General features: G+C 35.5%; 29 protein-coding genes and 1 pseudogene. 18 read left to right on the forward strand and 12 right to left on the reverse strand.

What is annotated here, in order from left to right; genetic code table 11:
* The first annotated feature begins 49 nt into the window (after positions 1–49).
* Positions 50–808, forward strand: a complete 759-nt coding sequence (locus tag MKY49_RS06255; protein WP_341385808.1) for a DUF4184 family protein — start codon at positions 50–52, stop codon at positions 806–808.
* 16 nt (positions 809–824) lie between these two features.
* On the opposite strand, the gene MKY49_RS06260 is transcribed toward MKY49_RS06255, so the two are convergent.
* The 4 genes from MKY49_RS06260 to MKY49_RS06275 all read right to left on the reverse strand — a co-directional run bounded on the left by MKY49_RS06260 (position 825) and on the right by MKY49_RS06275 (position 4,283).
* Positions 825–1,532 carry an ABC transporter permease gene (locus MKY49_RS06260; RefSeq protein ID WP_274796234.1) on the reverse strand — a complete coding sequence of 236 codons (708 nt, stop codon included), beginning with the start codon at positions 1,530–1,532 and terminating at the stop codon, positions 825–827.
* Positions 1,525–2,397: an ABC transporter ATP-binding protein gene (locus MKY49_RS06265; RefSeq protein WP_341385809.1), complete on the reverse strand. Its 873-nt coding sequence runs from the start codon at positions 2,395–2,397 to the stop codon at positions 1,525–1,527. Before MKY49_RS06265 ends, MKY49_RS06260 begins: the two co-directional genes overlap by 8 nt.
* A 144-nt stretch (positions 2,398–2,541) precedes the next feature.
* Positions 2,542–3,558 carry an ABC transporter permease gene (locus MKY49_RS06270; protein ID WP_341385810.1) on the reverse strand — a complete coding sequence of 339 codons (1,017 nt, stop codon included), beginning with the start codon at positions 3,556–3,558 and terminating at the stop codon, positions 2,542–2,544.
* Complete coding sequence (locus tag MKY49_RS06275; RefSeq protein WP_274796237.1) at positions 3,555–4,283, reverse strand: ABC transporter ATP-binding protein; 729 nt, start codon at positions 4,281–4,283, stop codon at positions 3,555–3,557. Before MKY49_RS06275 ends, MKY49_RS06270 begins: the two co-directional genes overlap by 4 nt.
* A 117-nt stretch (positions 4,284–4,400) precedes the next feature.
* Here MKY49_RS06275 and MKY49_RS06280 point away from each other — a divergent pair, with 117 nt between their 5' ends.
* Positions 4,401–5,003, forward strand: a complete 603-nt coding sequence (locus tag MKY49_RS06280) for a TetR/AcrR family transcriptional regulator (RefSeq protein WP_274796239.1) — start codon at positions 4,401–4,403, stop codon at positions 5,001–5,003.
* A 147-nt stretch (positions 5,004–5,150) separates the two neighbouring features.
* Here MKY49_RS06280 and MKY49_RS06285 read toward each other — a convergent pair whose 3' ends face one another.
* A complete protein-coding gene (locus tag MKY49_RS06285) occupies positions 5,151–6,050 on the reverse strand; it encodes a hypothetical protein (RefSeq protein ID WP_274796240.1) in 900 nt (299 codons plus the stop codon).
* A gap of 231 nt (positions 6,051–6,281) precedes the next feature.
* Between MKY49_RS06285 and MKY49_RS06290 the strand changes: the two genes are divergently transcribed.
* Genes MKY49_RS06290 through MKY49_RS06305 form a run of 4 tightly spaced genes read left to right on the forward strand, consistent with a single transcriptional unit; the run spans position 6,282 to position 9,693 of the window.
* Positions 6,282–6,854, forward strand: a complete 573-nt coding sequence (locus MKY49_RS06290) for a class I SAM-dependent methyltransferase (protein ID WP_274796241.1) — start codon at positions 6,282–6,284, stop codon at positions 6,852–6,854.
* Complete coding sequence (locus MKY49_RS06295) at positions 6,854–7,444, forward strand: DedA family protein (protein ID WP_341385811.1); 591 nt, start codon at positions 6,854–6,856, stop codon at positions 7,442–7,444. The genes MKY49_RS06290 and MKY49_RS06295 overlap by 1 nt, the downstream gene beginning before the upstream one ends.
* 49 nt (positions 7,445–7,493) lie before the next feature.
* Positions 7,494–8,195: a response regulator transcription factor gene (locus tag MKY49_RS06300; RefSeq protein WP_274796243.1), complete on the forward strand. Its 702-nt coding sequence runs from the start codon at positions 7,494–7,496 to the stop codon at positions 8,193–8,195.
* Positions 8,179–9,693 carry a sensor histidine kinase gene (locus tag MKY49_RS06305; protein ID WP_313470527.1) on the forward strand — a complete coding sequence of 505 codons (1,515 nt, stop codon included), beginning with the start codon at positions 8,179–8,181 and terminating at the stop codon, positions 9,691–9,693. The genes MKY49_RS06300 and MKY49_RS06305 overlap by 17 nt, the downstream gene beginning before the upstream one ends.
* 6 nt (positions 9,694–9,699) lie before the next feature.
* On the opposite strand, the gene MKY49_RS06310 is transcribed toward MKY49_RS06305, so the two are convergent.
* Both MKY49_RS06310 and MKY49_RS06315 read right to left on the reverse strand, forming a co-directional pair.
* The gene (locus tag MKY49_RS06310; RefSeq protein ID WP_274796245.1) at positions 9,700–10,005 is read right to left on the reverse strand and encodes a hypothetical protein; all 306 of its coding nucleotides are present in this window, start codon (positions 10,003–10,005) and stop codon (positions 9,700–9,702) included.
* A gap of 136 nt (positions 10,006–10,141) precedes the next feature.
* A complete protein-coding gene (locus MKY49_RS06315; protein WP_274796246.1) occupies positions 10,142–11,020 on the reverse strand; it encodes a LysR family transcriptional regulator in 879 nt (292 codons plus the stop codon).
* A 102-nt stretch (positions 11,021–11,122) separates the two neighbouring features.
* Here MKY49_RS06315 and MKY49_RS06320 point away from each other — a divergent pair, with 102 nt between their 5' ends.
* On the forward strand, positions 11,123–12,313 hold the full coding sequence (locus MKY49_RS06320) for a YbfB/YjiJ family MFS transporter (protein WP_313470526.1): 1,191 nt from the start codon (positions 11,123–11,125) through the stop codon (positions 12,311–12,313).
* Between the two features lie 45 nt (positions 12,314–12,358).
* Here the strand turns inward: MKY49_RS06320 and MKY49_RS06325 are convergent, their stop codons facing one another.
* Both MKY49_RS06325 and MKY49_RS06330 read right to left on the reverse strand, forming a co-directional pair.
* The gene (locus MKY49_RS06325) at positions 12,359–13,219 is read right to left on the reverse strand and encodes a YitT family protein (RefSeq protein ID WP_274796248.1); all 861 of its coding nucleotides are present in this window, start codon (positions 13,217–13,219) and stop codon (positions 12,359–12,361) included.
* A gap of 33 nt (positions 13,220–13,252) precedes the next feature.
* The gene (locus MKY49_RS06330) at positions 13,253–13,792 is read right to left on the reverse strand and encodes a transcriptional regulator (RefSeq protein ID WP_274796249.1); all 540 of its coding nucleotides are present in this window, start codon (positions 13,790–13,792) and stop codon (positions 13,253–13,255) included.
* Between the two features lie 187 nt (positions 13,793–13,979).
* Here MKY49_RS06330 and MKY49_RS06335 point away from each other — a divergent pair, with 187 nt between their 5' ends.
* From MKY49_RS06335 to MKY49_RS06350, 4 genes are read left to right on the forward strand one after another with little or no spacing between them, the layout of a single operon-like run.
* On the forward strand, positions 13,980–14,231 hold the full coding sequence (locus MKY49_RS06335) for a PLD nuclease N-terminal domain-containing protein (RefSeq protein ID WP_322610383.1): 252 nt from the start codon (positions 13,980–13,982) through the stop codon (positions 14,229–14,231).
* Entirely contained in the window at positions 14,215–15,117 is a 903-nt protein-coding gene (locus MKY49_RS06340) for an ABC transporter ATP-binding protein (RefSeq protein ID WP_274796251.1), read from the forward strand. Before MKY49_RS06335 ends, MKY49_RS06340 begins: the two co-directional genes overlap by 17 nt.
* Positions 15,118–15,123: 6 nt before the next feature.
* Positions 15,124–15,903 (forward strand): ABC transporter permease, encoded by a 780-nt coding sequence (locus MKY49_RS06345; RefSeq protein WP_274796252.1) that lies wholly within the window; start codon positions 15,124–15,126, stop codon positions 15,901–15,903.
* Positions 15,904–15,922: 19 nt separating this feature from the next.
* Complete coding sequence (locus MKY49_RS06350; RefSeq protein ID WP_312505745.1) at positions 15,923–16,321, forward strand: GntR family transcriptional regulator; 399 nt, start codon at positions 15,923–15,925, stop codon at positions 16,319–16,321.
* Between the two features lie 28 nt (positions 16,322–16,349).
* Here the strand turns inward: MKY49_RS06350 and MKY49_RS06355 are convergent, their stop codons facing one another.
* Complete coding sequence (locus MKY49_RS06355; RefSeq protein WP_274796254.1) at positions 16,350–17,747, reverse strand: hypothetical protein; 1,398 nt, start codon at positions 17,745–17,747, stop codon at positions 16,350–16,352.
* A 422-nt stretch (positions 17,748–18,169) separates the two neighbouring features.
* Between MKY49_RS06355 and MKY49_RS06360 the strand changes: the two are divergent.
* The 3 genes and pseudogenes from MKY49_RS06360 to MKY49_RS06370 all read left to right on the forward strand — a co-directional run.
* Positions 18,170–18,417: pseudogene (locus MKY49_RS06360) on the forward strand (aldo/keto reductase); the annotation flags it as partial.
* 367 nt (positions 18,418–18,784) lie between these two features.
* A complete protein-coding gene (locus MKY49_RS06365; RefSeq protein WP_341385813.1) occupies positions 18,785–19,954 on the forward strand; it encodes a cyclopropane-fatty-acyl-phospholipid synthase family protein in 1,170 nt (389 codons plus the stop codon).
* A 36-nt stretch (positions 19,955–19,990) separates the two neighbouring features.
* Positions 19,991–20,284: a putative quinol monooxygenase gene (locus MKY49_RS06370; RefSeq protein WP_274796256.1), complete on the forward strand. Its 294-nt coding sequence runs from the start codon at positions 19,991–19,993 to the stop codon at positions 20,282–20,284.
* A 115-nt stretch (positions 20,285–20,399) separates the two neighbouring features.
* On the opposite strand, the gene MKY49_RS06375 is transcribed toward MKY49_RS06370, so the two are convergent.
* Positions 20,400–20,783, reverse strand: coding sequence for a winged helix-turn-helix transcriptional regulator (locus MKY49_RS06375; protein WP_274796257.1), 384 nt, complete (start codon positions 20,781–20,783; stop codon positions 20,400–20,402).
* Between the two features lie 421 nt (positions 20,784–21,204).
* Between MKY49_RS06375 and MKY49_RS06380 the strand changes: the two genes are divergently transcribed.
* On the forward strand, positions 21,205–21,843 hold the full coding sequence (locus MKY49_RS06380; RefSeq protein WP_274796258.1) for a GntR family transcriptional regulator: 639 nt from the start codon (positions 21,205–21,207) through the stop codon (positions 21,841–21,843).
* 17 nt (positions 21,844–21,860) lie between these two features.
* Positions 21,861–22,910, forward strand: coding sequence for a 2,3-butanediol dehydrogenase (locus MKY49_RS06385; RefSeq protein WP_274796259.1), 1,050 nt, complete (start codon positions 21,861–21,863; stop codon positions 22,908–22,910).
* A 321-nt stretch (positions 22,911–23,231) separates the two neighbouring features.
* Here the strand turns inward: MKY49_RS06385 and yiaA are convergent, their stop codons facing one another.
* Positions 23,232–23,702 (reverse strand): inner membrane protein YiaA, encoded by a 471-nt coding sequence (yiaA, locus tag MKY49_RS06390; protein ID WP_274796260.1) that lies wholly within the window; start codon positions 23,700–23,702, stop codon positions 23,232–23,234.
* 769 nt (positions 23,703–24,471) lie between these two features.
* On the opposite strand from yiaA, the gene MKY49_RS06395 reads away from it, so the two are divergent.
* On the forward strand, positions 24,472–24,915 hold the full coding sequence (locus tag MKY49_RS06395) for a GNAT family N-acetyltransferase (RefSeq protein ID WP_274796261.1): 444 nt from the start codon (positions 24,472–24,474) through the stop codon (positions 24,913–24,915).
* 443 nt (positions 24,916–25,358) lie between these two features.
* The gene (locus MKY49_RS06400; RefSeq protein WP_274796262.1) at positions 25,359–26,168 is read left to right on the forward strand and encodes a CPBP family intramembrane glutamic endopeptidase; all 810 of its coding nucleotides are present in this window, start codon (positions 25,359–25,361) and stop codon (positions 26,166–26,168) included.
* The last annotated feature ends 11 nt before the right edge of the window (positions 26,169–26,179 follow it).

Below are 26,179 nucleotides of genomic sequence, written 5' to 3' on the forward strand. Positions count from 1 at the left end.
GGTAACCTTTGTCATTGGAAAGCATCTGAACAGATGGGAGGTGGGTGATATGCCATTAACCTTTGCACATCCAGCCGCAATTTTACCTTTTTCAAGACAAAGTAAATACATACATTTTTCAGCATTAGTATTAGGAAGTATGGCACCTGATTTTGAATATTTTTTAAGAGGCAGACCAGTAGGCGAGATTGGACATAGCTTTACAGGTTTTTTTACTTTTAATCTACCTCTTGTAATCTTGCTCTATCTAATTTATCGAGCATGTATTCAGCAACATCTAATTAATCATTTACCGATATGTTTGCAGGACACAGCTAACCAACGAACTTCCAAAAGTAAACTATTCAATGTCATGGTATTTAGCTATTCAGCTTTATTCGGAATGTTAACTCACGTGGTCTGGGATTCTTTTACTCATAAAAATGGATTTATGGTTACGCACGTATCTATTTTAGCTGAAATAATGCCACTGTTTGGTTTACAGATTCCTCTTTATAAATACTTGCAACATGGAAGTACTTTAGTTGGCATCACACTAATGATTTGCTATGTCTCTTATAGGGCAGCTAATCAACCAAAGAAATTCTTACCAAGTATTCAGCCTAAACAAAAACTCTTCTTTTGGCTTCAAGTACTTGGATTGGCATTTTTCTATGTATGTATTTGGTGCTTAATAAATGAGGTTTCACTAAGAAGCTATGGTGTTTGGGTGGTTCGCTTTATCGATTCTAGTTTCTTGAGCCTGTTAACGATTTGTTTGCTACATACACCTCGTCACAATAACATCAAGGTAAAAGGACTTCCATAACCGGGAGTCCTTTTGGTTATTTCCTTTTTAGCTTAGATAAAAGGAAGAATAGAGTGATAACGAAACCAGCATAGACTAGTATCCAGGCAAATTGCCAATAAAACTTACTAGGTATGGATGTTATTTGATCGCCAATAGCCAACATTTCTAAAGAAAGATGGACAGGGGGAAGAACCCAAATAAGACCATTTAGTTGGTCAAGTGAATCCTTTAATGTTGCTAATACTATGGCAAACAATAATACACTAATAACTCCCCACCAAGTATTTTGTTTATTTTTAACAAGGTCTCTTGTAAACAGAGCGGATAGGGCCATACCTAAAGTAGCCAAAGTAAAATGGGCAAAAAATCCAAGAAATAGGTGAATAAAGCTTGGCTTTTCAGCAAAAGCATGGATGACTACTGGGTAAATGATAGATACAAAACTTAAGCTGAAAGCAATTACTATATTAATTATAAATAGGCTGACATTATATGGTGTTGAACCATTCGCATGCAGTATCGTAATCATTTTTTGCCCTTCATCCTCTGAATGAAACAATGTCACGGTAAACCAACCCATCAGGAAAAAGAGGATAATAGATGTAAAGGAAAAGCTATCTAATATAGGGTTTGGAACAAATGTATAGTTGATTACAAGACATAAAATGAAAATAGAAAAAGGTGGCACATACTGATAGGTTCTCGCGTAATTGCTTAACTGATAACGCATTAAACTAATCATTTGCTATAAATATCTCCTTATCATTGATTGGCATAAGTTGTTTGATAGAAGCTTTTTTTAGAAGTAGCTGTTGTAAAAGATCGTCGGTATGCTGTGCTTGATAGCGAATATTAACTTCGTAAAAACCAGTAGCCAATTGTGTCTGGTGGTTAATTTCTATTAAATGAGATAGGTCCTCTAAGTATGTAGGATTAGAAATATCAAAAATTAATTGATTATAGGTTACATCCTTCAAGGGTAAATCTGTCCGCATCACTTTTTTGTTGTGAATCATGAGAATCGTATCCACGACATGATCCAAAAGCTTTGTTTCGTGACAGCTTAAGATAATCGTCATTCCTTGTTGTTTGAGGCTATGAAGAGTTTGTTCCAACTCATTTTGTGTTGTAAGGTCTAATCCTGATAAAGGCTCATCTAATATCAACAAATCTGTTTCATCCAGCATCGCCTGCATAATCATTATTTTTTGTTTCATCCCTTTAGAAAAGTTGATAATACGAGTATTTTGAACATCTACTAAGCTAAAAAGTTCTAGTAAATAATTTATTCTCGGTAATAGTTCTTGTTTAGCCATTCCACGGATTCGCCCCATCTTATAAAGATATTCTTGAGGCGTAAATAAAATATGAGAAGGGGAAACTTCTGGGACATAGCCAATTTTTAAGTTTTGTTTGGAAGGAATAATTGAACCATGGTCAGGCGTAATAAGACCAGCAATCATTTTTAATAGCGTGCTTTTGCCAGAGCCATTTTTCCCAACGATAGCAATGATTTGGTTATGATCGATTGGAAATGAGACATTATCTAAAATTTTTATGCCCCTGTATTGCTTGGTGATATTTTGTGCGTTAAACAAACTATTCATAAATCTAACACCTACTTATTTGGGTTTTGAAAGGAAACTACCCTAATTGTAAGACACTAGATGTTTGTTTGGCAAAAGAAACCATTTTAAATAAAGAAACAGTAAGGATCTTCTCTAAAGGGGGATGGATCCTTACTGTATTTTTTACAATGAGCGATATTTTTTTAAACTGATAATATTTAATGTAATAAAAACGAGGGCGAAACAGGCAAGAACGCTGATATTCACTACGATATCAGGGAAGGTATAACCTTTATACATAACATCATTCAATGCGTCCGCTGCATAGTAAAGAGGCATGATACGTCCAATGTTTTGAAGCCATTCTGCCATACTATCGAGCGGAAATATACCTGAAAAGAATACTTGCGGAACAATAACAATCGGGATGAATTGCATCATTTGGAACTCTGAAGCAGCAAAGCTTGATAGCAAGGCACCTAAGGATAACGATACAAGGGCAACCATCATATTAATGAGAAAGACAAGCCAGATTGAACCTACATGAACGATATCTAGTACATAAATACCAAATAGCACGATAATAATCGTTTGCAAGAAGGCAAATAATCCATAGCCAATCATATAGCCTGCTACAATTTCAGAGCGTTTAATAGGTGTCGCAAGTAGTCGCTCCAATGTCCCTGAAGTACGTTCCTTTAGTAAAGCGATTCCTGTAATTAAAAAGACAAAGAAGAACACAAAGAAACCAATTAACATGGGACTAAAAATATCAAAAATTGCCGTATCCTCATTACCATAAACATAGTCCGTTTCTAAACTGTCTATAGCAGCGTGTGAAGGTTGTAACATTTGCGCAAGCTGCATCGTTAACGCTTTTGCTTGGGAAGGGTCATCATTTAATAACGTTAACTTACTATCATTTTGCTTGATTGTAAGCCAGCCATCATACTCTTTATCTTGTAGCTGCTTTTTCGAAAAATCATCATCCTCAATAATTGTAAAATCGGCATCTTTTAATTTATCGATTAGTGGTGCGGGTCCATTCGTGACAACAAGTGTGACAGAAGTTTCGTTACTATTAAATATAAAATACATTAAGGATAAGACGAGAAGCGGGGCAAAAAATAATAAAGCGAGTGTCCGTTTATCTCGTTTCATTTGCTGAATAATTCTTGTGACAATTGCACCTATTCTCATTGTACGTCACCTCCAGCTTTTAAAAATACTTCATCAAAATCTTTTGCCTGGTAATATTCTTTTAACGCTTGTGGTGTGCCTTGCGCAATAATATGACCACTTCTTAACATAGCTAATTGATCACACTTTTCTGCTTCATCCATCGCATGTGTCGTCACTAAAATTGTCTTTTGTTCCTCTTCTTTTAACCGAATAAGTTCCTGCCAAATTTCTTTTTTTAAAACAGGATCAATACCAACGGTTGGTTCATCTAAGATTAATAGTTTAGGATTTTGGATGAGAGCAATAGCAAGAGATAATCGACGTTTCATTCCTCCCGAATAATTGATCACTTTAAGATGTAGGTCATCAGTTAAACGAACAAGGCTTGCGGCATAGGCTACACGCTCCACTCTTTCTGCCTTTGACAAGGAGTAAAGCTTTGCAAAAAAATGAAGATTTTCTTCACCTGTTAAATCTGTATAAAGTGCATCTGATTGTGCCATATAGCCAATATCATTCAATAATTGCTTATGGGGAACATCTAAATCTAACACTCGAATGTGACCATTATCAGGCTTTAGCATGCCCATAATCATTTTGATTAGCGTCGTTTTACCACAGCCTGACGGACCAAGTAAGCCCATTAACTGTCCTTTAGGAATAGCTAAAGAAAGGGGGGCAATAACTTGCTTGTGGTGAAATTTTTTTTCAAGGGATTTAATAGAGATTGCTTGGTTGCCCATACGGACCTCACTCCTTCACTGAACACAATGTTGATTTGATAAAAATTTTACGGTAGCATGTGAGCAAATACAATCAACAGTTTGCCAGCATGTGTTAAGTAAATGGAGGGAATTTGTGTGTCGGTACATGAAAAAATGAATTTTGAAACGAAGCAAGCCATTAAAAAGGCACTGATTCTGCAAGTAGAGGAAGTGGGCTTTGAACGTGTGACCGTAAAAAAATTAGCATTAGCAGCTCAAATTAATCGTGGAACGTTTTATCTACACTATGCGGATAAATATGCCGTAATGGAGGATTTGCAACAAGAGCTCTTAGTGGAATTAGAACGCTATGTGAAGCATGTTCAACCAGTCGATGCTTTTCAAACATTAAAAATGGGCCAACTGTATCAACCATTTATTAACGTGATAGCCTGCATAAAGGAACATGCCCCAGCCTTTCGTATGCTATTAGGAGAGCAAGGAAGTCCGGGCTTTACACAAAAAATGAAAACAATCTTTGGCAATCATATATTAGATAGATTATCCGTTATACGCGAGGAAGTGCAAGATCCAGAATTTCAGCAATACCTACAAGCCTTTATCGCATCTGCCATTTTGGGGGTAATTCAGGAGTGGTTAGACAAGGGTAATGAGAACTTAACCGTAGATGAAATGGTTTCTCTCCATTTCCGATTATTGCGTTTCTTAGGGAATGTTGTAGCCAATACGAAAGGGTGAAAATCTGATATAGATTCAGGGAACCTGATTGACTATATGAATACATTATATTTTCACAGCATCGAGCAGGTAATATCATGATCTAATAAAAAGAACATGATTGGGACTATTTTAAATAGTCTCACTCATGTTCTACTAGTATTTGCTTTATTTTTCATAGTATTCGTTCAACGCAACTTCTAAACGCTCTTCTAAATGCTTGGAAATATAGCTTAGGACAAACTGCTCTTTTTCCATCTCGATTTGGGCGGATTTGAACATCTTGGTGAAAAAGCTAATTTTATTGTTCGTTGAAAATTCCTGTAATGCTTCTGTACGTAGTGTAGAGACAATTTCATTTTCAATATGACGCTCTCTAATTTTTTGCACAATATCCTTTACACTGTTTTCTTGTAGCTCGGTAATTTGCTTTTGGAGATGCTCGTTTTCCTGCTTTAGTTCTAACGTTTCTTTTTGAATTTCTTCCACTTGAAGGACTGAATCAGTCGATAAGCGTTGAATGTTTTCGACAAGAAAGTCCTGATTAATGTTAACTTGTAACGTCCCTTGCTCTTCATTCGGCAAAATTTGAAAGAGCCCTGTTTGGATCATTTGTTGTAGGACGTTTCCAAGAACATCAATTTTATGGGTTAGATCCTCTGAATCCATGGTCGTTGCCGTAATTTGATGTTTAAGTAACTGACCGTTATCATCAAGACCTAGCAATAATTTTATCCCTCTCACACGATACTCATCCTTCAGTAACAAAATCATTCTTAGCCTTACGATAGCAGGCAAGTTTAAACGGATATTCCCATGTACGTTCGGTGAAGCATTGTCAAATACATATTGCTCAAACGGTTTTAAATAGTAGCGAAGCATAGCGTCTGTGATATTAAACCAGCCCGCGACTTCTGCTATTGTATAGTGTTTGGATTCATCGATGTCTGCTAGATAGGCATCATTATAGAGGTTCTCCTCTAAAGGCGTATGTTGTAGTGCAACAAACAATGGGTCATCTTGCACAATTCCGAGTACCAATTCTTTTGCATCATTTACTTTAAGCATCCTTTCACACCCCACTTTATTTTTCCCCTGACTAATTGTTCTCTATATAGGTTTCTATTCGATTGGAAGCAATTGTATGCCTATTTTATGTAGGAAATAACATTAGAACGAATTACCTTTTAAGCTTTTATGACTCTTAAGAAAATTTTAAGAATTCTCCTCGCAATTCGTTAAGAAATGCTCTTTATAGTTAGAACCATCTACATGAAAGCAAAGTGAGGAGAAATTTTCATGCAATTTATTACCTTTCTTACTGAATTTATAAAACATCCTAAAACAATTGGAGCAATTTCCCCGAGCTCTAAAAAATTAGCTTATAAAATGATACAACCTATTTGTTTTGAAACTGCACAATGTATTGTCGAGCTAGGACCAGGAATGGGCTCTTTTACAAAGGAGCTTGTGAAAAGAAAAAAGCCAGCTACATGGCTTGTACTCATTGAACATAATCCGAATTTTTGCGAGAAATTACGTCAACAGTTCGCTCATGAGGCCTATGTTATTGTAATCAATGGCTCTGCAGAAAATATGAAGCAATATATAGACGAGTTGCATATTGAAAAAATAGACTATGTTATCTCTGGGCTACCATTTACATCTTTAAAGTCAGAAGTATCATGTTGCATTTTAAATAATGTGAAGGATTGTTTGGATGATGGGAAATTCATCACGTTCCAATATTCACTTGTGAAAAAAGCATTCTTCCAACGCTATTTCGCGGAGATCTCACATGAAAAAGTGTGGATCAATATGCCTCCAGCATATGTCTTTAGCTGTCAACTTGGAAATACGAGGGTAAGCTAATGGAGTTGCAGGATCTCTTACTATTTATTGATCAATATGGCTATTTTGCATTGTTTTTCAGTTTATGGCTAGGCATTATCGGGATGCCACTCCCGGATGAGATGATTGTAATGAGTGGTGGTTTTTTATCGTCATTAGATACAATGAGTGTATGGAAATCCTTTCTAATTACTTATTTAGGTGTTGTTTCAGGCCTTTCACTAGGTTATGTTCTAGGTAGACAATTTGGTCAACGAGTGCTCGATAAACTTATGAAAAAGAAAAAAGCAAAGTATTTATTGCAATCCAAAGATTTGCTTGATAAATATGGGCGTTTTGCTTTAGTCTTTAGTTATTTTATCCCGATTGTTAGACATATTCTTCCGTACTTGGTCGGGATGAATCATATGTCCTTTAAAACTTATGCCATATTCTCGTATACAACAGGCTTTGTTTGGACATTAATTTATTTCATACTTGGGCACTTATTTGGTAGCCAGATTGAGTATATTTCTTTGCTTGCTACTAAATATGGTATCTATTTAGGTATCGTCATCGTCATAATCAGCTTGCTTTATTATTTTTATATTCGAAAATTAAAAAATAGTTAAAATAGGGAACATTCCTATTAGTAAAATATTTGAGGTATGGTGGGGTTAGATGAGTAATGAAACAATTTTAATTGTTGATGATGAAAAAGAGATAAGAAATCTTATCGCTATTTATTTGAAAAATGAGGGCTATCATGTGCTAGAGGCATGTGATGGGGAAGAAGGCTTGCAGCTACTGAAGAAGCATCAGGTACATTTAATAGTACTCGATTTAATGATGCCTAAAGTGGATGGTATAGAAATGTGTATGAAGGTAAGAGAAGTAGCGGAAATGCCGATTATCATGCTTACTGCAAAGTCACAGGATATGGATAAAATTGTTGGTTTAACAATAGGGGCTGATGATTATGTGACAAAGCCCTTTAATCCATTAGAGTTGATTGCACGCATTAAATCACAGCTTCGGCGCTATCTTAAAATGAATGGCTTAAATAATAGCAATGGTGAGGAAATGGAAATCGGTGATTTGCGTCTCAATACAGCGACTCATGAAGTCTTTGTTAACAATGAAAAAGTAAAATTAACACCAAGAGAGTTTGCTATTTTGGAACTACTTGTAAGTAATCCGGGCATCGTGATGAGCGCAGAGCAAATCTATGAAAAGGTTTGGAAAGAGGAAGCTTTCCAATCAGAAAATACAGTGATGGTACATATACGAAAAATTCGTGAACGTATTGAAACAAATCCAAGAAATCCACAATATATCAAAACTGTCTGGGGAGTAGGATATAAAGTTGAAAAAGATCTTTAGGCTATTCTTAAAGCTACTGGGGCCCCTCCAGCGTATTTACAGAAAAATAAAGAATAATATAGAGCGCAGCATTAGAATTCAATTATTTACAACCTTTATTTTATGTGCACTTGGAAGCTTTTTAGTATCACGGGCAGTCCTCCCTTTATTTGAGAATATTAATGACACTGTCATCGTTGATTATAGCTACAGTATGAAGATGATGTATTATCAGGCACAAGATACAGCAAAATTAGCGACCCAAGAAAATAATGTGAATGTGTTGAGGCAATTGATTGAACAAGAAGATGAAAATTTCGAAAGTGACCAGAATGCTTTAAAAATTGTAGTAACAGATGAGGTAGGGAAGGTTTTATATAAAACAAAGCAGGTAAAAGAGTCACAAATTGATTTACATGAAGAAATTAGAAAGGTCATGGATTTTACAATTAATCAGCCGTTTGATCAAGCGTATCCTGATACGATTGAAACTTCTCGTAGAGAATTTTCAACATTAGTACCTCTGACCTTGCAAGATAAAAACTATTATTTTTTCGTAAGTGGCCTTCCACAAGGTGAAGCCATTACAAGTACGAGTGAAGGACCTATACCTTTTTTCATTGGTATTATTTTATTTATTGTATCGTTCTTCTATATAACCAAGCGCAAAATGAATCAAATAGAAGCGTTAGCAGAGGGGGTATTGGAAATAGCAAAGGGGAATTTAGCCTTTCGCATTGAGAAAAAAGGGCAGGATGAAATTGCTTTATTAACAGATAATATTAACCAAATGGCAGAAGAAATCATGACAAGTATCGAAATGGAAAGGAAAATTGAGCAACAGAAAAATGAGCTCATTACAAATGTTTCACATGATCTGAGAACACCGCTTACCTCCATAATGGGTTACCTACGGCTATTAAGAGAGGAAAAATATGAGACAAAAGAGCAATACGACGAATATTTGAAAATAGCCTTTTCTAAATCCGAGCAATTAAAAAATTTAATTGATGATTTATTTGAATATACAAAGCTAACAAATGATAAAAATGCTTTAGTGCGACAACAAGTCTGTTTAAATGAGCTACTCGATCAATTAATGGAGGAATTAGTGCCACTTGCAGAGGAGAAACAACGCATTTTTAAGAAGCATTTTTCAGAAGAGCGAGTTTTTGCGGCGCTTGATTCAGAAAAAATTGTTCGTGTGTTTGATAACTTATTAATCAATGCGATTAACTATAGTACGGGTGACGGAAAAATAATCGTTTCTCTTGAAGGGCAAGGCGATCATGTGCGTATTGGTGTAGCAAATCAAAGTGATGCCTTTACACCAGAAGAGCTTGATAGTTTATTTGAGAGGTTTTATAAAAAGGATCAGTCAAGAACGAATGTAACAGAAGGCTCTGGGCTGGGTCTAGCGATTGCCAAAAGCATTGTGGAGCTTCACGGAGGAACCATTCACGCTACATATAAAAATGAGACATTGTACTTTATTATCACATTGCCATTAACGACTTAATCCAAATCACAGTGGGTAAATGGTGATGGTATGATGGATTTGCTTAACGTGTGAAAGCATTTCCTGCATGGTTGCTAAGTGAGCTATGTCCTTTATTAAAAGTTGAATTTCTGTCTGCTTGTACTGTCGTTGAAAGTCAAAAATATAGTCTCTAATAATGGCTAAATTATGAGGATGTTTCATTTCTACCTCTACAAAAAATGGCAATGTTACATCGGGAAGTTTTGTACTGCCCCCGCGACGAATCCAGACCGATTCTTGCACATAATAACGGATAGGTAATTGGCGGTTACTAGCGATAAAAATATCCATAAAAAGCTCCTTTCTATATCTAATTAAAGCCTAAAGGAATTACGTTCAGCCGTCAAAGGAAAACATGAAAAGAGCTGTTCAGTGGGGGAAATCTACTGAACAGCTCTTTTAGTAATGAAAATAATAGATAGAACACTCAAACTGATGGATAGTCATACGCGTCTATTGATTCTAAAAAATATTGAAGTATTGGTGATTGTACATCATCCTTACGATAAATAAACCAGGTAGGAATATGTGCTTGCTTATTCGTTAATTCGTGCAGAGTTAGTGTTTGTGTTGCCATATATTTTTCCGCAATAGCACGAGGAAGTAAAGTAATACCTAATCCAGCAGCAACGCAGCCAATTATACCATCAAGCGTACCAAATTCCATTCTATTTTGAGGACGTACTCCGTCTTCGTGTAACCAATGCTCCAAAATGGCTCGATAGGAACAGCCATTTCGGAAGGTAATCACAGTGCTACCCTCTAAGTCTCTCAAATTTTTAATGGGCTTATGCTTAGAAGATGTGATAAAAACAAGCTCTTCACAGATAAACTCCTTCACCAATATATTTTCTTTATATACAGGCCCGGTCACGAATGCACCATCTATTTCATAGTTTTCTAACCGTTCAATATTATGCTGAGATGGACTAGTCAATATAGTGATATCAACCTGTTCATGGGCTTGATGGAATGGTGTTAACAGTGCTGGTAAGTGAAGTGCTGCTGTAGTTTCCATTGAACCAATGCGCAAAATTCCTCTTTGTTCCTCTGTATTTTGTAAAATCTCAAACGATGTATCATAGAGATGAAGCATCTTTAATACCAGTTCGTAAAATTGTTCCCCTTTAGGTGTTAGTTGAATGCCTCGATGCCCCCGATAAAAAAATGTTGTATGATACATAGCCTCAAGATTTTGGATTTTCATAGAGATATTTGATTGCGTGTAATTAAGTGCTGTAGCAGCTTTTGAAAAACTCCCTGTTTGGACGACTGTTCGAAAGATCTTTAAATCATTAATATTCATTGGTCCTCCAGCTATCAATTTTTTTGATACTAATTTTAACGAATTGAACATATTTGTGATAGCTAATTATTCGATATAGTGGAGAAGAGAAGGAGTGATACGATGCACAAACAAACAGTTCAATATTTAATAGGTGGTATTTTTTCTTTGATCATTGCCATGGGCATTGGTCGTTTTTCCTATACGGTCATTTTACCTTATATGCAAGAAACAGTTGAATTTAGCCGTTCGACTGCTGGTTATTTAGCAACAAGCAACTATTTAGGCTATCTAATAGGGGCAATAGTGGCAGGTCGTTTAACCTTAGAGAATAAACGTATTCCGTTTTTGCAAATAGGGCTAATTATTAGCATTCTTACAACTGCATTTATGGGCTTTACAGATAATGTTGTTTTATGGTATATACTTCGGTTTATCTCTGGAGTAGTGAGCGCTTTTATTTTTGTAGTGATTGCTAGTCTTGTACTCGATCAGTTGGCTAGTAGTAGTAAAATGCATTTATCAGGATTTTTCTATAGTGGGGTTGGTGTAGGGATTGCATTAAGTGCCATTATTGTGTCACCCATACAGGCAATCTACCATTGGAATGGCACATGGATTGCGTTAGCTTTGTTTTGTATTCTATTGTTTGGCATTATCGTACTATTCATCAAACCTATTAGGCCAAGTGAACAACAACGGATACATGAACCCACTACATCGAAGAGAACTCCACCAAAGAAATGGATGAAGTGGTTAATGATGTCCTATAGCTTAGAAGGGCTAGGTTATATTGTCACAGGTACTTTTATTGTATCGATTGCGCGAGAATCAACAAGCTTTAATGGGGATGCTGCCTTTGTCTGGTTTGTTGTGGGAATAGCTGCCATTCCATCGTGCTTCGTATGGTCAAAGCTAGCGCAGCAGTATGGTTATGTAAAAACATTATTTGTATCCATGATCGTTCAAGCAGTTGGGATTATTTTACCTGCATTTGCCTCGAATACGATTACACTCTATGCTAGTGCCTTTATTTTTGGCGCTACTTTTATGGGCATCACAACAGTTAGTACAACGCTAGCAAGACATATAGCTCCTATTAATAGCCATAAAATTTTAGGTTATTTAACGGCTGGCTATGCATTTGGACAAATGATTGGGCCATCCATTGCAGGAAAGCTTGCCAATATAACCAATAGCTATCACTATGCATTGATTAGTGCTGCAGTAGTCGTAGCTATTGGAGCTTTCTGTTTAATCGGTGGCCTAAAATATGAAACACATGAAACTGTAACCTCTCCAGTAAGTAAATAAACAAAAAAAGTAAGTAAGACTATAGAAGCCTTACTTACTTTTATATTAATGGATATCTCGCTTCTTGAAGTTACCGCCGCGAACCTCCGAAACATCGGAAATAACAACAAATGCACCGTCATCAATATCTTTAATAATCGAAACTAATTTATTTTCTTCCATACGGTTAATGACACAATTTAAAATTTCAGTTGGTTCATTGGAGAAACCACCTCGTCCATGTGTATAGGTAACACCACGACCTAGGCGTGCTTGGATGGCATCACCAATTTCCTCAGATTTTGCACTGACCACACGTACTTCTTTTGATTTTTCTAAACCAACTTGGATTATATCAATAACATTTTTTGCAATATAGTATGTTAATGCTGAGTATAATGCGCTTTCTAAGCCGAAAATAAAGCTTGCCCCTAAGAAAATAAAGGCATTGATAAATAATATAATATCACCGACTGAAAATGGAATCTTACGTGATAATAGTACGGCTAACACCTCGGAACCATCTAAAGCTCCACCGTTTCGTAAGACAATACCAATACCAACACCAAGTAGCATTCCACCAGATAAGACAATCAGTAAGGGATCATTTGGTCCTAAAATGGTTTTGACATCATGTAAAAGAACCGTAGAAATGGATAATGCTGCGATACCAGCACAACTCATTAAGGCAAATGTTTTTCCTACTTGCTTGTAGCCGATATAAATGAACGGAATATTTAGTACAAAGAGCAGTACGCCTAACGGAATGCCAAAGAGGTGAGCGCCCATAATACTTAAACCCGTAACACCACCATCAATAACATCATTAGGAATTAAAACAGCTTCTAATCCGTACGCCGCAATAACTGCGCCAATAATAATCATGATTAATTTTCTTATGTTTTGAAGTAACTTTCCTTTTTTCATAAATCTTCTCCATTTCTTTACGTAAAATACTACCTAAGGTTTTGGAATAATATTTAAAGCAATCGTTTTTGTTTCAGAACCTTTAGTTGAGTCGGCCATATTATAGTATTTAGTTAATAATTCGTTTAATTCATTATCAAAGTTCTTGAATTGCTCCGTTGTTAATGTCAAATCAATGAAAGAAAAAGTTGCTAAATCTGCAGTACTTTCTTTTTCATCAAGGGATTGTAAATAATTTTGATATTGAGAAAGTAAAGCTAATTGATAGTAAGAAATATAATTTAACTTTTGCTTGGTTGAAAGTTGTGTCCAATCCTCCTTACTAAGTTTTGCTGCTCCTTCATTTAATGCATAAAACTTCTCTGTAACAGAACGTACTTTACGCTCTTTCACAATTTTTATGATGTTTTCATCCACTAAAATTTGGATATGCCGATATAAAGTAGCCTGGGGTACATCCTTAATAACAGAAATCATCTCCAAAGTGCTTAAGCCTTCTTCTTTATTGTGCATAAGAGCTTGTAAAATTTTCATTCTCACAGGGTGCATTAATACCTCTGCTTTATTACGCATAAATCGATCCTCCTATCAGATAAAATGAGATAGTATCAAGGGAAGCAATCAAATGTTATCAATATGAGAACATTATCAAAAAATATACTATAGATTTTTTTTTGAGATGTACAGTAAAAAGGTAATGTAATTTTTTAAGATTTCTGTTATCATTATCGATAATGATAATGAAAGGGGCTATATTAAGATGAAATTACATTACGGTTTTGAAGACTTAGGTCAAATTGATTGGGCAAGTATACTACCAATCCTTTTACCTTTTTTATTCGTAGGATTTTTACTTATCGTTGTTGCACTAGTCGATTTATATCGGCACCGAGAGACGAGAGAAAATATACTGATGTGGGCAATTATTATTTTATTCTTTAATACAATTGGTTCTGTTCTATATTTCGTGATTGGCAGAAAGGATGTAAATAAACATGCGCTTAGAAATTAATAATATTACAAAAAAGTTTAAATATAAGACGGCTGTGAATAATTTTTCAATGGTTATCGATACGAATGAATGTGTAGGACTTATTGGACCAAACGGGGCAGGGAAAACCACATTAATTCAAATCATTGCTGACATTCTTAATGCAGATGAAGGAGACATTGTACTTGATGGACAAAAAATTTCAAAGATGAAAAACAAAATCGGTTATTTACCACAGTATCCTAATTTTTTCTCCTGGATGACAGCATTTGAAACTTTATCCTTTATGGGGACACTTTCTGGTATTTCGAAAAATCAACTACAAAAGGACATTCCATTTCTTTTAGAAAAAGTGGGCTTAGGGAAAGAAGCACATGCTCATGTCGGAACATTTTCAGGAGGAATGAAACAGCGTCTTGGCATCGCACAAGCTTTATTACACAAGCCAGCTTTCATCATTATGGATGAACCAGTATCAGCGCTAGATCCCATAGGTAGACGTGAAGTATTGAATTTATTAAACGACATAAAAAAAGATACGACCATATTATTTTCCACCCATATATTAAGTGATGCAGAGGAAATTTGCGAACGCTTTGTCGTGATTAAAAATGGTTACAAAATAGAAGATGCGTCGAAATTAGAGTTACTTAATCGCTATCAAGACTCAGCTATCTTTTTAATGATTCAAAAGAAAGATGTTAAGTGGCTCACAACGATTGAACATTTACCGTATGTAAAGAGAATCGAAAGTAGTGGTGATGGTTTTAAAGTATACGTTAATCAATTGGAAGCGGATGCCCATCGATTGCTACAGTACGGCTTGGATTCAAACGTGTTATTTACAAAGTTTGATCTTGGCATTCAAGAAAGCTTAGAAGAAATATTTTTAGAATTGGTGGTGTAACGTGGAGTGAATACGTTTTTAGCATTAAGTAAAAAAGAAATCAATCAAATGACAAAGGAATATAAAGTAGTTTGGTTACCAATTGTATTTATTCTACTAGGCCTAACTCAACCGATCATGATGTATTTCTTGCCTGCTATTTTACAATCAATGGGTGGGATTGAAGGGATTATGATTGATCCTACATTGGCAAAGCCAGAGGGACAAGAAGTGCTGGCCTCCACCCTTAATTCCCAATTTGATCAACTAGGTATTATCATACTTGCCATTGCGACGATGGGCATTATTCAAGGAGAAAAAGCCAATGGGATGATGGCATTCATTTTCACAAGGCCTGTCTCTATCTCATCCTACTTAAATAGTAAGATCCTTAGTCATTATGTTTTAGCTGTTCTATGTATTGCTCTAGGCTATGCAATGTCCTTTGGCTATACATCTTATTTATTTACCTCTGTACCGATAACTCATGCATTGATAGCTTTAGTATTTTATTGTATTTGGCTGTTATTTGTCATAACACTTGTTACCATGATGAGCACATTTTTTAATAGTTCACCATTTATTGCTTTAATAAGTATAGCTGTCTTATTTATTTGTCGTTTATGTGCTGGTTTACATCCATTCTTAGATGTACTTAATCCTGCTAGTAATAGCTTGTATGCTACAACGATATTAGTGACAGGTGACGTGGAAACATGGTATTACGTTACTATTGTTGTCACACTGTTGCTTGTACTATTAATGATGATTATCATGCATCATTTTATTGCCAAAAAGAAATTTTAATGGAAGGATTCCTCGACAAATGAATGTAAAAGTAAATCGAAGGAGCAAAATTCCTTATTATCAGCAACTTACCCAGCAACTGCATTTATTAATCGCGACAGGAAATTTAAAAAAGGGTGATCATTTGCCTTCTATTCGCAAGTTAGCGACACAAATAAACCTCAATCTTCATACGGTTCGTAAAAGCTACAAAGAGCTTCAAAAAAAGGGGATTATCACCATTAACCCTCATACTAGAGCACTTGTTACTGTAGATTCTAATAAAGCAAAGACTATTTCACTTCAACAACTATCGATGAGTGTGGAACAAATAATGATAGAAGCCTATATTTTAGGCATTAACGAATGCCAACTAAAAGAAATGTTTCATAAGAACTTACAAAAATATTATGTGGAGAGTGAAAGAGATGGTTTCTAATAAAGTGACCATCTCTTTTCATTTTTATCTAAATTAAAAACACAGCTACAATCGTTGTCACAATCAGCCCAATAACGACAGGAATTAAGTTACGTCTTGCCAATTCAAATGGGCTCACATTACAAATTGCAGCAGCGGGAATTAAAGCCCATGGAATCAAAGTACCGCCGCCTACCCAAATCGCTGTGATTTGCCCTAAAGCAGTTAAAGTGGCTGTTCCCCCTCCAATGGCATTGCCAAAGAGACTGCCAACTGATCCTGCTAGGGAAATTCCAGAGAAGCCCGAACCATCTAATCCAGTAATGGCACCGACGACCGCCAACGTGATAACCGCAATTTCCTTTGTTAAAGGGACGACCGCTGCAAGACCAACACCAAGATCATTCACAATACCATGCGAGGTAGCAGGTAGGTGGTCACCGAGAATTTGTGTGAAGCCAGCATCTCCAAGATAGAAGAATGCGGCGATTGGGATAACAGGCCCGAAAACTTTAAAGCCGAATTGGAATCCTTGAATCAAATAGCTTGTCGTCTTCTCGAGCCCTTCTCCTTTATGAGTAACAACACTAAGCAAAAGTAAAATAAAAACAGAGGTTCCACCGATTAAAGCAGTTGCATCGCCGCCCGTTAAATTGAATACTGACATAGCGATGACGTCTAAGATAAAGGCAATGGGAATAAGCACGGCGAAGAAACGTTTTTGACCAATTGACAGTAAATTTTCCGCAGTTTCTTGTTCGCCATCCTCCTCTTCGTTGTTGCCAGTATTTAAAAGCAGCGTTCCTCGCTTCATATCTCGCCGTAAAAAAATATAAGCAACAATTGTGGTTACAACGCCCATTGTAATGACGAGTGGAATACTAGCCGAAACTACATCTCCAACAGGGATACCCGCAGCATCAGCCGTTAATTTTGGAGCCCCTTGTATGACAAAATCACTTGATAACGCAATCCCGTGCCCAAATAAGTTCATCGCCATAGCAACGCCAAGTGCCGGAAGTCCCGCTCGAATGGCAACAGGCAAGAGCACAGCTCCTAATAATGCAACTGCAGGAGATGGCCAGAAAAACCAGGAGATTAACATCATTAACAGACCAATCGTCCAATAGGCAAGGGCAGGTGTTTTAATGATCTTTGTGAAAGGTGCAACCATGACCTCATTAATACCTGAAGACATCATCACTCGACTCATAGCAACGATAATCGAAATAATAAGAATTGTTGATAACAGCTCTGTAATGGCATAGATAAAGCTGTTAAAAACGCCACTGATAGACGAAGTTAAATCGCCAGTCGCAACGATTGCGAGCACAAAGATGCCAAGTATACAAATGAGGGTGGTATCGCGACGTTTAACCATAAATCCGATGATGAGCACAATAAAAACAACGTAAATCCAATGGAGAGCTGTGAATTCAATCCCCATAACGTTTCCCCCTCAATATTCGACCTGATTCTCTAGAATATGAAGAGAAAAGAAGATGGTGATGATTTTGAAAAATTTCGCTTTAGATGAACAGCAATGTGAATTGATAAGCGCAATAACTAATGAAAAGAGATGAAGTACAAGTAATTAGGAGGGGCATAATAGAGGTAGTAGAAATGGGGTTATTCCTATATTTATCAATGAGTAGATGTTGTGAGAAAATTTCTTTAGATAAGGCACATTTAAACAAGATAAATGAACACCAAGAAGGTATCTATCAGATATATTTACCATTCTTTTAGGTACTTTTTTGTTTCTATAGCACTTTTAAGTACGTACTTTTTATTGTGTTAGATATATTTCATAATGACATTTGTAAGACGAGAATGAATGATGAGGTATTTTATCGTGTGAACTTTTTCTTATTAAAGAAAGTAGAAAAAATCAAAAGTATTGCAGATCGTCATCAAATCAGCATTAAGTCAGCTGCTTTACAATTTTCATTGGCGAACCCAGCAGTTGCTACGGTTATTCCTGGCGCAAGTAAACCAGAGCGAATTGCAGAAGACAAAGCTGCATTAAATACAGTATTCCGCCAGCATTCTGGAAAGAAATGCGTGAACAAAAACTAATAGCTCCTCATGCACCACTTCCAATCGATCTTAAGTAAAGAGAGTATGAAATGGCTTAGAAGGATTTACAAAGGATTTTAGAATAATCTGGTTACTGACAACTGTTTTCTAGATATATGGCATTTTAAAGATACTTCAGCAGCCAAGTGCTAAAAAAAGCCTTGGCTGTTTATCTTAGTATTTCCTGTTTTTATAAGAAGACTGATTTGAAATAACATTGATAGGTAAGACTTAGCTTGTATACCTTTGTAGAGAGCCACACTATAAGGGCTATATAGGTGTATGTCTTGTGTTTAAATTACTGATTTAAGAAATGATGGAATCCATGCTTTATAAGAGTAACCTTTTCATTTTACTCATCATGGTCATCTAGATATTTTTAACTTTTCAATAGGAGATGTTTAAATGGTTGAAGAATTTTTTTATAAAAATATACTAAAAAATCTCTTTTCAGACCCTGTTCAAATTACACTTTGGAATGGTGAAACCTTACATTATGGTGAGGGAAAACCTCGTTTCCATGTAACATTCCATAAGCCTCTATCAAAAAAAGAGGTTGCTATGGACCCTTCTATTGCATTTGGTGAAGCATATATGAATGGAGATCTTGAAATACAAGGAGATCTTGAAAAAGCAATTCAATCTATTTACAAAAAGCAGGATAGTTTTTTAGGGAATAGTAAATTGCAATATTTCAAAAGTAAATGGAATTTCTCCAAACAAAAAAATAAAGAAGATATTGCTTACCATTATGATATCGGGAACGACTTCTATAAATTGTGGCTCGATGACACAATGACATATTCTTGTGCATATTTCAAAAGCGATAAAGATACTCTAACAGCAGCTCAACATAATAAAGTAAATCATATTTTAAGGAAGTTAAATCTTCAGAAAGGTGATACTTTATTGGACATTGGTTGTGGATGGGGTGAACTGATCACAGCTGCAGCAAAGCAATATGGTGTTAAAGCCATGGGCGTAACATTAAGTGAGGAGCAATATGCACAGACTTCTGAGCGAATTAAGCAAGAGGGACTTACTGAGTTGGTTGAAGTATCTTTACTTGATTATCGTGATATTCAAGGTCGTAAATTCGATAAAATTGTTAGTGTAGGCATGATTGAACATGTAGGAAAAGATCACATTACGGAATACTTTGAAACTGTGAATACACTATTAAATAACGGCGGTTTATCTCTGCTTCATTGTATTTCATCGCCAACGAATGGTGCTACAAATGGATGGATTGAAAAATATATTTTCCCTGGCGGATATGTTCCTGCTGTCAACGAATTAATTACCAATATGACAAATCAACAATTTTATATAGTTGATGTGGAAAGCTTACGTAGACATTACGGTAAAACCTTACAACACTGGGCTCGAAATTTTGAACATGCGCTAGGTGAAATTCGTCAGACTAAAGATGAGCGATTCATTCGTATGTGGCGCTTATATTTAAATGCCTGTGCAGCTTCATTCTTTACAGGTAATATTGATTTACATCAATTTGTATTTACAAAAGGCATTAATGATTCAATTCCTATGACGCGATCTTATATGTATGAATAAGAGGATAATCTATCCTTAACAAGGAGAAAGAAAATAATGACAGAAATTATAATCAATGCGGTTTTAAAAGCTAAATCTGGGAAAGGTGAACTGCTTAGAAAAGAGTTATTAAACTTAGTTGAAGCATCTCGAATGGAAGACGGCTGTCTCCAATATACTCTTCATGAATCTGTTGAAAATAGTGATACATTTATTTTTTATGAAAGATGGAAAGATGAAGAGGCGCTTATATTTCATATGAACGCTGAACATTATAAATATTGTGGTCAGCAAACAGAACCGCTACTGGAAAAACAAGAGATTCATCGTTTACAAATAGTAAATTCTTAAATGAAAGATCCTATGGCACCGTTCACATTCTCAATAGATAATACGACATAACCCTAAATGCGTTAAAAAGGAAAAAGAGACTGTCTTGTGTTTGACAGTCTCTTTTTCCTTCTCATTACGATGTTTGCTGCATGGCTATATCATCATCACGTTGTTTTAACATGACATCTTCGCCATTTTCCTGTAATAATTCAACATGCTTTTCGCCCCAAGTGCAAAGCATGTTTAGAATAGGTTCCATTCCTTGTCCATAAGTGGTTAAGGAATATTCCACTTTGGGCGGTACTTGATTAAAGACCTTTCGGTTGATTAATCCTGCCTGTTCTAATTCTCTTAATTGACTTGTGAGCATTTTTTGGGAAATACCTGGAATTAATCGTCGGAATTCATTTGTTCGAATTTTACCATGGTGGTTCAAATGACAAAGAATAACCGGTTTCCATTTACCGCCAATGACTTCAAGTGTAGCTTCAACACCAATATTATAAATTTTTTGCATTGTAAACCTCCTATAATATACAAAAGTAACTAAAAGTACTGTACATTCTTTTTAAGTATGTATATATTACTACACAATATTAAAAAAATCAAAGGAACTTTATTCTAAAACTCCATATCAATCTAATGTGAGTCATTATGTAAGGCTCAGAACTACTATCTTATATCCTCATCTTCGCAAACCATCTCAAATTAACTATCAAATCAACGTAACAATCATTTTCCTAGCGTTTTAAACTTCTCTTAAAAGATTCTTCAATAGCATTCCAAAACAAGATAATTGAAAGTAACAAGCTTTTATATTAAAATACCTTTATAGATTATCGATAATCTATAATCCATAATATATAACACCTTTAGCTAATCACCCTATACACTGAACTATGTTAAAATAGAAGATATAAATTTAATGGAGTGGTTTAATGGGGTTTGATGAAAATTCAATTTCAAAAAAAACAATTTCTGAGCAAATAGCTGAACGATTATTATTTCGTATATTTTCTGGGTATTATGAACAAGGTCAGCGCTTAATAGAAGCGGAAATTGCAAAAGAGTTACAAGTAAGTCATGCACCTGTCCGTGAGGCTCTTTATCTTTTACAAAAAGATGGTGTAGTTGAAAAAGTTCAACATAAAGGTGTAAGAGTGAAGATTATAACGGATCAGGAATTGAAGGATTATTTGGAAGCGCTTTATTACCTGTTGGATACTGCACTTACAAAGTGTGAATCTAAATGGACGGCCGATTTGCAAAGCGAACTATTACGTCGTTTTGAAGCAATGAAACAAAGAAAGTCTGCTGAAAATATTTATGAATATGTTGTTTCGTTTGCACACTTATTACAATTGTTTTTTGATGTTACAGGAAATATTGCGATGCTACGATTTTTTAAAGAAACCATATTTGTTACAAACGTAGCTGCACAAACAAAATGGAAAATGAATCTAGTTGAATCCTATCATATGTCCATCAATACATTTATCAAGTGTATAGAAGCATCGGATTTTGATAATGCACGAGTAGCTATTAAAGATGTTATTTTATGGTATCAATTTAAATAATTTTGGGGGTAACATAAATGAAAGCTGCAGTTTGGCATGGTGTGAAAGATATTAGAGTCGAAGAGGTTGAATTACGAGCTTTAAGAGAAGAAGAAGTGAAAGTAAAAGTAGCGTGGGCTGGTATTTGTGGAAGTGATTTGCATGAATACGAAGAAGGTCCAGTTTTCGTACCAGTTGATGTCAAAGCTGAATTAACAGGTGAGGTTGCCCCACTTACAATGGGACATGAATTTGCTGGAATCATCGAAGAAGTTGGCGCTAAGGTTACTGATTTTAAAGCAGGGGACCGAGTTGTAATCAACCCTACTTTAACGTATAGAAACAAGCATGAAGATGTCGATCGATATGATGGATTTAACTTCATCGGATTACATGGAGACGGTGGATTTGCAGAATATGTCAACGTCCCCGTAACAAATATCCACCGTTTAGCAGATAATTTAACATTACAAGATGGTGCACTTGTAGAACCAATGGCTGTTGCTGTACAAGCTGTCAAAGATGCTGGGGTTACACTAGGAGATTCAGTTGCAGTATTTGGGGCCGGACCAATCGGATTATTAACAGTAATCGCTGCCAAAGCATCTGGTGCAAGCAAAGTTATTGTATTAGATTTATCTGACGAACGACTAGAGAAGGCAAAAGAATTAGGGGCAACTCATGTTATTAACTCAGGTAAAGAAAATCCTGTACAAGCAGTTCGAGCAATCGTAGCAGATGGAGTTGATGTATCCTTTGAGGTTGCTGGAGTAGCTCCTACCTTTAAACAAGCAATTGATGTAACAAAACCTCGTGGTAATATGATGATTGTTTCGATTTTTGCTAGACCGATCGAATGGAATCCAATGCAACTTACAAATACAGGTGTTAATGTATTATCATCAATTGTTTATACACCATCAATTTTCCAAAGAACAATAGATGCTATGAGCTCTGGTCAACTAAAACCACAAGGAATAATCACAAGTCAAATTGAACTAGATGAGATTGTTGACAAAGGATTCAAAACGTTAACAAGTGACAAAACACAATCCAAGATTTTAGTTGCGATAAGTGGAGAAAAATAATATAGATTAATGTATATCTAACGGAGCATGGCTAATTACAGCCATGCTCTTTTCGTCTAGTCTCCTGACATAACATTGTTTTACTCGGAATTTGATAGAGGGAAGGGGGCTTGAAAAATTAGTCTCGACTTTTTTCACTATCAACGTACAACAGGGGGCAGGGTACCAAATATCAATAGGAAAGATTTTTACATAAATCGAAAGCGTATTGTACTGAACTTGGACAGGCCGAGGACTTGATACGCTTAGGAGTGTAATGAGACAAGAACAAATGACAAAAGGAATCCAGAATGAACTTCTAGATTCCTTGAGTGATATAACTTAATTTCTTTCTTTTGCTCTTTGTGTGTCTCTAATGTTCTTTTGGACCGTAATGGATGCAAATAAACTAAGAACAAAGGACATACCATAAAAACCTTTTTCGCTTAAAACAATACTTCCAGCATTATATAACCCAATACCCATTAATGAAATAGATAGAATAAGTGCGATCCAACTAATACCATAATAAATACTAGTAACGGGTATTCCCTCATCTTTGTCTCTTACCGCTTTTTGTAACGATATGGCTGAATAGAGTCCGAAAACTAAAACGGCTAAGTAATACCCTTTTTCATTTAGTTGCATCGTTGCGTTGAACAATCCTATAAGATAAGCAGAAACACCTACTAGCAAAGCTGCCCAAGAAGCACCTTTAAAAGCAGCAGTCGGTTCTCCCTCTTTTCTTTCTATTTTAATTTTCTGATCAGGTTGTTTTTCCTTATCTAATGAAGTTTCATTTTGATTAGACAATGAATCCTTCTCCTCCTTCTTTCACTGTATAAAAACATTCTATCATTCTAAAGGGATGTTATGAGAACAGAAATTTACAAAATCTCACTTTCAGTAAAAAAGCAACTCTTTTTGTAGGAAACAGCCTAAATTTGTCCTATTTTGTAAAAATATAGACGGTTAATATGGATTATAAATGGTGCAACTGTGCCTAGTTCTTCAATGACAAAACTATAAAGGCTTCATGGTGATTTTTTGGAAAATTCTATTGTGTACTAAGATTAACTTTGTTTCAGATTATTCAAAGACACAGCTGATTATGTCAATGCACCGCTATATTAGACTTGCGACTACAATAATAGAAATCATAAAAATGATTGATAACAGCTTTGTTTTGCCACAAATAAAGCTGTTAAAAACCACACTATTGATGAACTGAAATCACCAGAGACTACAAACGCTAACATGAATATGCTTCTTCCCATAACGTTTGCCCTACATTATTCAACTTCTTTCTATAGAATATGAAGAAATAAAAAGAAGGTGATGATTTTAAATTCGATTAGTTGAAATGGAAGGTAATATTACAGAAGTAAACGATTAAACGCAGGATATAATGCTAGTAAAATTGGATATTCTTATAAAAGAACTCAATTTATACATGAGAGTTTTTCTATTAAAGTTTGTAAACTATAATATCCTATAAGGAGTGATGTGTTATGCAAATAAAACAATATAAATTTAATGATTCGGATAAAATAAACTAGACTATTATAGGAGGAATCCAAATTTGATTTATTTAAAATCTATTGATCAAAGTAATTGGGAAGATTGCATAGAACTGAAAGTAAAGCAGGAACAGCAAAGTTATGTAGCATCAAATTTGTATTCAATTGCGGAAAGTAAAATATTTCCTCATTTAAAAATTAAATCAATCTACTGCAATGAAAAGTTAATAGGTTTTGCAATGTATGGAATAGATTCAGACGATGGGAACTACTGGATTTATAGATTTATGATTGATGAACGTTTCCAAGGACATGGATATGGTAAGGCCGCAATGAAATTAATTATTCAAGATATAGAAGGCAGAAATGATTGTACTGACGTAGTATGGCTTGGGTATCAACCGGAAAACGAACAGGGAAGAAGATTATATGCGAGTGTAGGATTTGAAGAAGTAGGAATTGCTCCATGGGGTGAAATGCTGGCTAAATTTAGCTTTTCTTCATGAAGCTGAAGCATGTAGGTAAAAAATAAAATATTATTTTTAGTTTCTTTCATTTTTCGAAGTTAATTTTGCAGGGAGTGAACCATCCTAATTAGATTTTAGCCAAAAAGCCCGAACTATTTACAAAACATTAATTTAATGTTCTGTAAATTGTTTGGGTTTTCAATTTATAGGGATAACTTTTACTTCAACATTTTCTTGTGATATTTATAAGTCAATTGTTTATTTACCGTATATTGGCTGAATCTTTTATTAATTAAATGAATATTGACGTGAAGTAACAAAAAACGCAATATTATTTCTTTGCGTGAACACGCAAAAAGAATGCGTAAGTAAACTTAATTTTGACGGAAAATACGGATTCTGTAGACACCAAATTCCGCTATGCTCAATGAGTACTTTAAGAAATTAAAGTTCATTTTGAGAATAACAGGAGGGGTTTTGTCATGTCTGAGGTTTACCGTAAACTTGTAGATTTTTTCAACTTGTCTGATCCGAACTATATCCGTTTCGTCCGTAAATATGAAGCCAAAACAAAAAAAGAAATTGCTTTTTACTTGTTTATTGGTTTGTTACCCGGTCTGATAGCATATGTTTTCATCTATCCGCTTCGAGAAATGATAATGGCATGGACCGACTTATCAGCTCATTATGTGCAGTTATATGTGCTTGTCCTAATGAGTGCCGGCTGGCATATGCTCGTTCCTTTCCTAATGCTACGATACAAGGACAGACTTTCATTCAAGGAATCACTCGTATACTTAGGCTTCACCAGACTTGATCTGAAAGGGCTGGTATTCGTCTTTCCGATTTTGACGATTCTATTCACGCTTTTATCGTTACCTTATGTAAAATATGTCTATCCACCATTTTTTGAATGGCTGAATGGATTCCCTGCTTTCCATATGGGGGAATGGCATGTTTTTTATCAAGGATACTATGATCCAGCTTTTCCGTTACCGTTATTGCTAATTGGCCTAATTGGAAATTTTATCGGTGAGGAAATTTATTTTAGGGGTTATTTGCTACGTAAAGTGGGACTTCTCAAGTTTGATTGGCTATGGATTGCCATCATTTTTCAACTCTATCACATGTGGCAAGTGCCAATTAACTGGGCGTACGTTCCGTTAGCCATAATGATTCCTGAAGAAATCTTAGTGAAGTTGCGCAAAAATATTTATGGCGCTATCCTGCTGCATTTATTTGTCAATTTTTTATGGGGGATGATTAACATGTATTTAGTGGGAGTTCGATAAGCGCTTAGCAT

Origin of the sequence: Lysinibacillus sp. FSL M8-0134, assembly GCF_038069745.1 — a bacterium.
Taxonomy (GTDB): domain Bacteria; phylum Bacillota; class Bacilli; order Bacillales_A; family Planococcaceae; genus Lysinibacillus; species Lysinibacillus irui.

What these genes read in the sequence shown, in the direction of transcription:
- MKY49_RS06315 (WP_274796246.1), bottom strand. Translation starts at nt 11,020, where the DNA reads ATGAATATTAATGATTTAAAGATCTTTCGAACAGTCGTCCAAACAGGG.
- MKY49_RS06270 (WP_341385810.1), bottom strand. Translation starts at nt 3,558, where the DNA reads ATGAGAATAGGTGCAATTGTCACAAGAATTATTCAGCAAATGAAACGA.
- MKY49_RS06380 (WP_274796258.1), top strand. Translation starts at nt 21,205, where the DNA reads ATGGGGTTTGATGAAAATTCAATTTCAAAAAAAACAATTTCTGAGCAA.
- MKY49_RS06330 (WP_274796249.1), bottom strand. Translation starts at nt 13,792, where the DNA reads ATGCGTAATAAAGCAGAGGTATTAATGCACCCTGTGAGAATGAAAATT.
- MKY49_RS06370 (WP_274796256.1), top strand. Translation starts at nt 19,991, where the DNA reads ATGACAGAAATTATAATCAATGCGGTTTTAAAAGCTAAATCTGGGAAA.
- MKY49_RS06310 (WP_274796245.1), bottom strand. Translation starts at nt 10,005, where the DNA reads ATGGATATTTTTATCGCTAGTAACCGCCAATTACCTATCCGTTATTAT.
- MKY49_RS06350 (WP_312505745.1), top strand. Translation starts at nt 15,923, where the DNA reads ATGAATGTAAAAGTAAATCGAAGGAGCAAAATTCCTTATTATCAGCAA.
- MKY49_RS06285 (WP_274796240.1), bottom strand. Translation starts at nt 6,050, where the DNA reads ATGCTTAAAGTAAATGATGCAAAAGAATTGGTACTCGGAATTGTGCAA.
- MKY49_RS06325 (WP_274796248.1), bottom strand. Translation starts at nt 13,219, where the DNA reads ATGAAAAAAGGAAAGTTACTTCAAAACATAAGAAAATTAATCATGATT.
- MKY49_RS06400 (WP_274796262.1), top strand. Translation starts at nt 25,359, where the DNA reads ATGTCTGAGGTTTACCGTAAACTTGTAGATTTTTTCAACTTGTCTGAT.
- MKY49_RS06340 (WP_274796251.1), top strand. Translation starts at nt 14,215, where the DNA reads ATGCGCTTAGAAATTAATAATATTACAAAAAAGTTTAAATATAAGACG.
- MKY49_RS06260 (WP_274796234.1), bottom strand. Translation starts at nt 1,532, where the DNA reads ATGATTAGTTTAATGCGTTATCAGTTAAGCAATTACGCGAGAACCTAT.
- MKY49_RS06265 (WP_341385809.1), bottom strand. Translation starts at nt 2,397, where the DNA reads ATGAATAGTTTGTTTAACGCACAAAATATCACCAAGCAATACAGGGGC.
- MKY49_RS06335 (WP_322610383.1), top strand. Translation starts at nt 13,980, where the DNA reads ATGAAATTACATTACGGTTTTGAAGACTTAGGTCAAATTGATTGGGCA.
- MKY49_RS06320 (WP_313470526.1), top strand. Translation starts at nt 11,123, where the DNA reads ATGCACAAACAAACAGTTCAATATTTAATAGGTGGTATTTTTTCTTTG.
- MKY49_RS06375 (WP_274796257.1), bottom strand. Translation starts at nt 20,783, where the DNA reads ATGCAAAAAATTTATAATATTGGTGTTGAAGCTACACTTGAAGTCATT.
- MKY49_RS06385 (WP_274796259.1), top strand. Translation starts at nt 21,861, where the DNA reads ATGAAAGCTGCAGTTTGGCATGGTGTGAAAGATATTAGAGTCGAAGAG.
- MKY49_RS06255 (WP_341385808.1), top strand. Translation starts at nt 50, where the DNA reads ATGCCATTAACCTTTGCACATCCAGCCGCAATTTTACCTTTTTCAAGA.
- MKY49_RS06290 (WP_274796241.1), top strand. Translation starts at nt 6,282, where the DNA reads ATGCAATTTATTACCTTTCTTACTGAATTTATAAAACATCCTAAAACA.
- MKY49_RS06275 (WP_274796237.1), bottom strand. Translation starts at nt 4,283, where the DNA reads ATGGGCAACCAAGCAATCTCTATTAAATCCCTTGAAAAAAAATTTCAC.
- MKY49_RS06355 (WP_274796254.1), bottom strand. Translation starts at nt 17,747, where the DNA reads ATGGGGATTGAATTCACAGCTCTCCATTGGATTTACGTTGTTTTTATT.
- MKY49_RS06365 (WP_341385813.1), top strand. Translation starts at nt 18,785, where the DNA reads ATGGTTGAAGAATTTTTTTATAAAAATATACTAAAAAATCTCTTTTCA.
- MKY49_RS06295 (WP_341385811.1), top strand. Translation starts at nt 6,854, where the DNA reads ATGGAGTTGCAGGATCTCTTACTATTTATTGATCAATATGGCTATTTT.
- MKY49_RS06300 (WP_274796243.1), top strand. Translation starts at nt 7,494, where the DNA reads ATGAGTAATGAAACAATTTTAATTGTTGATGATGAAAAAGAGATAAGA.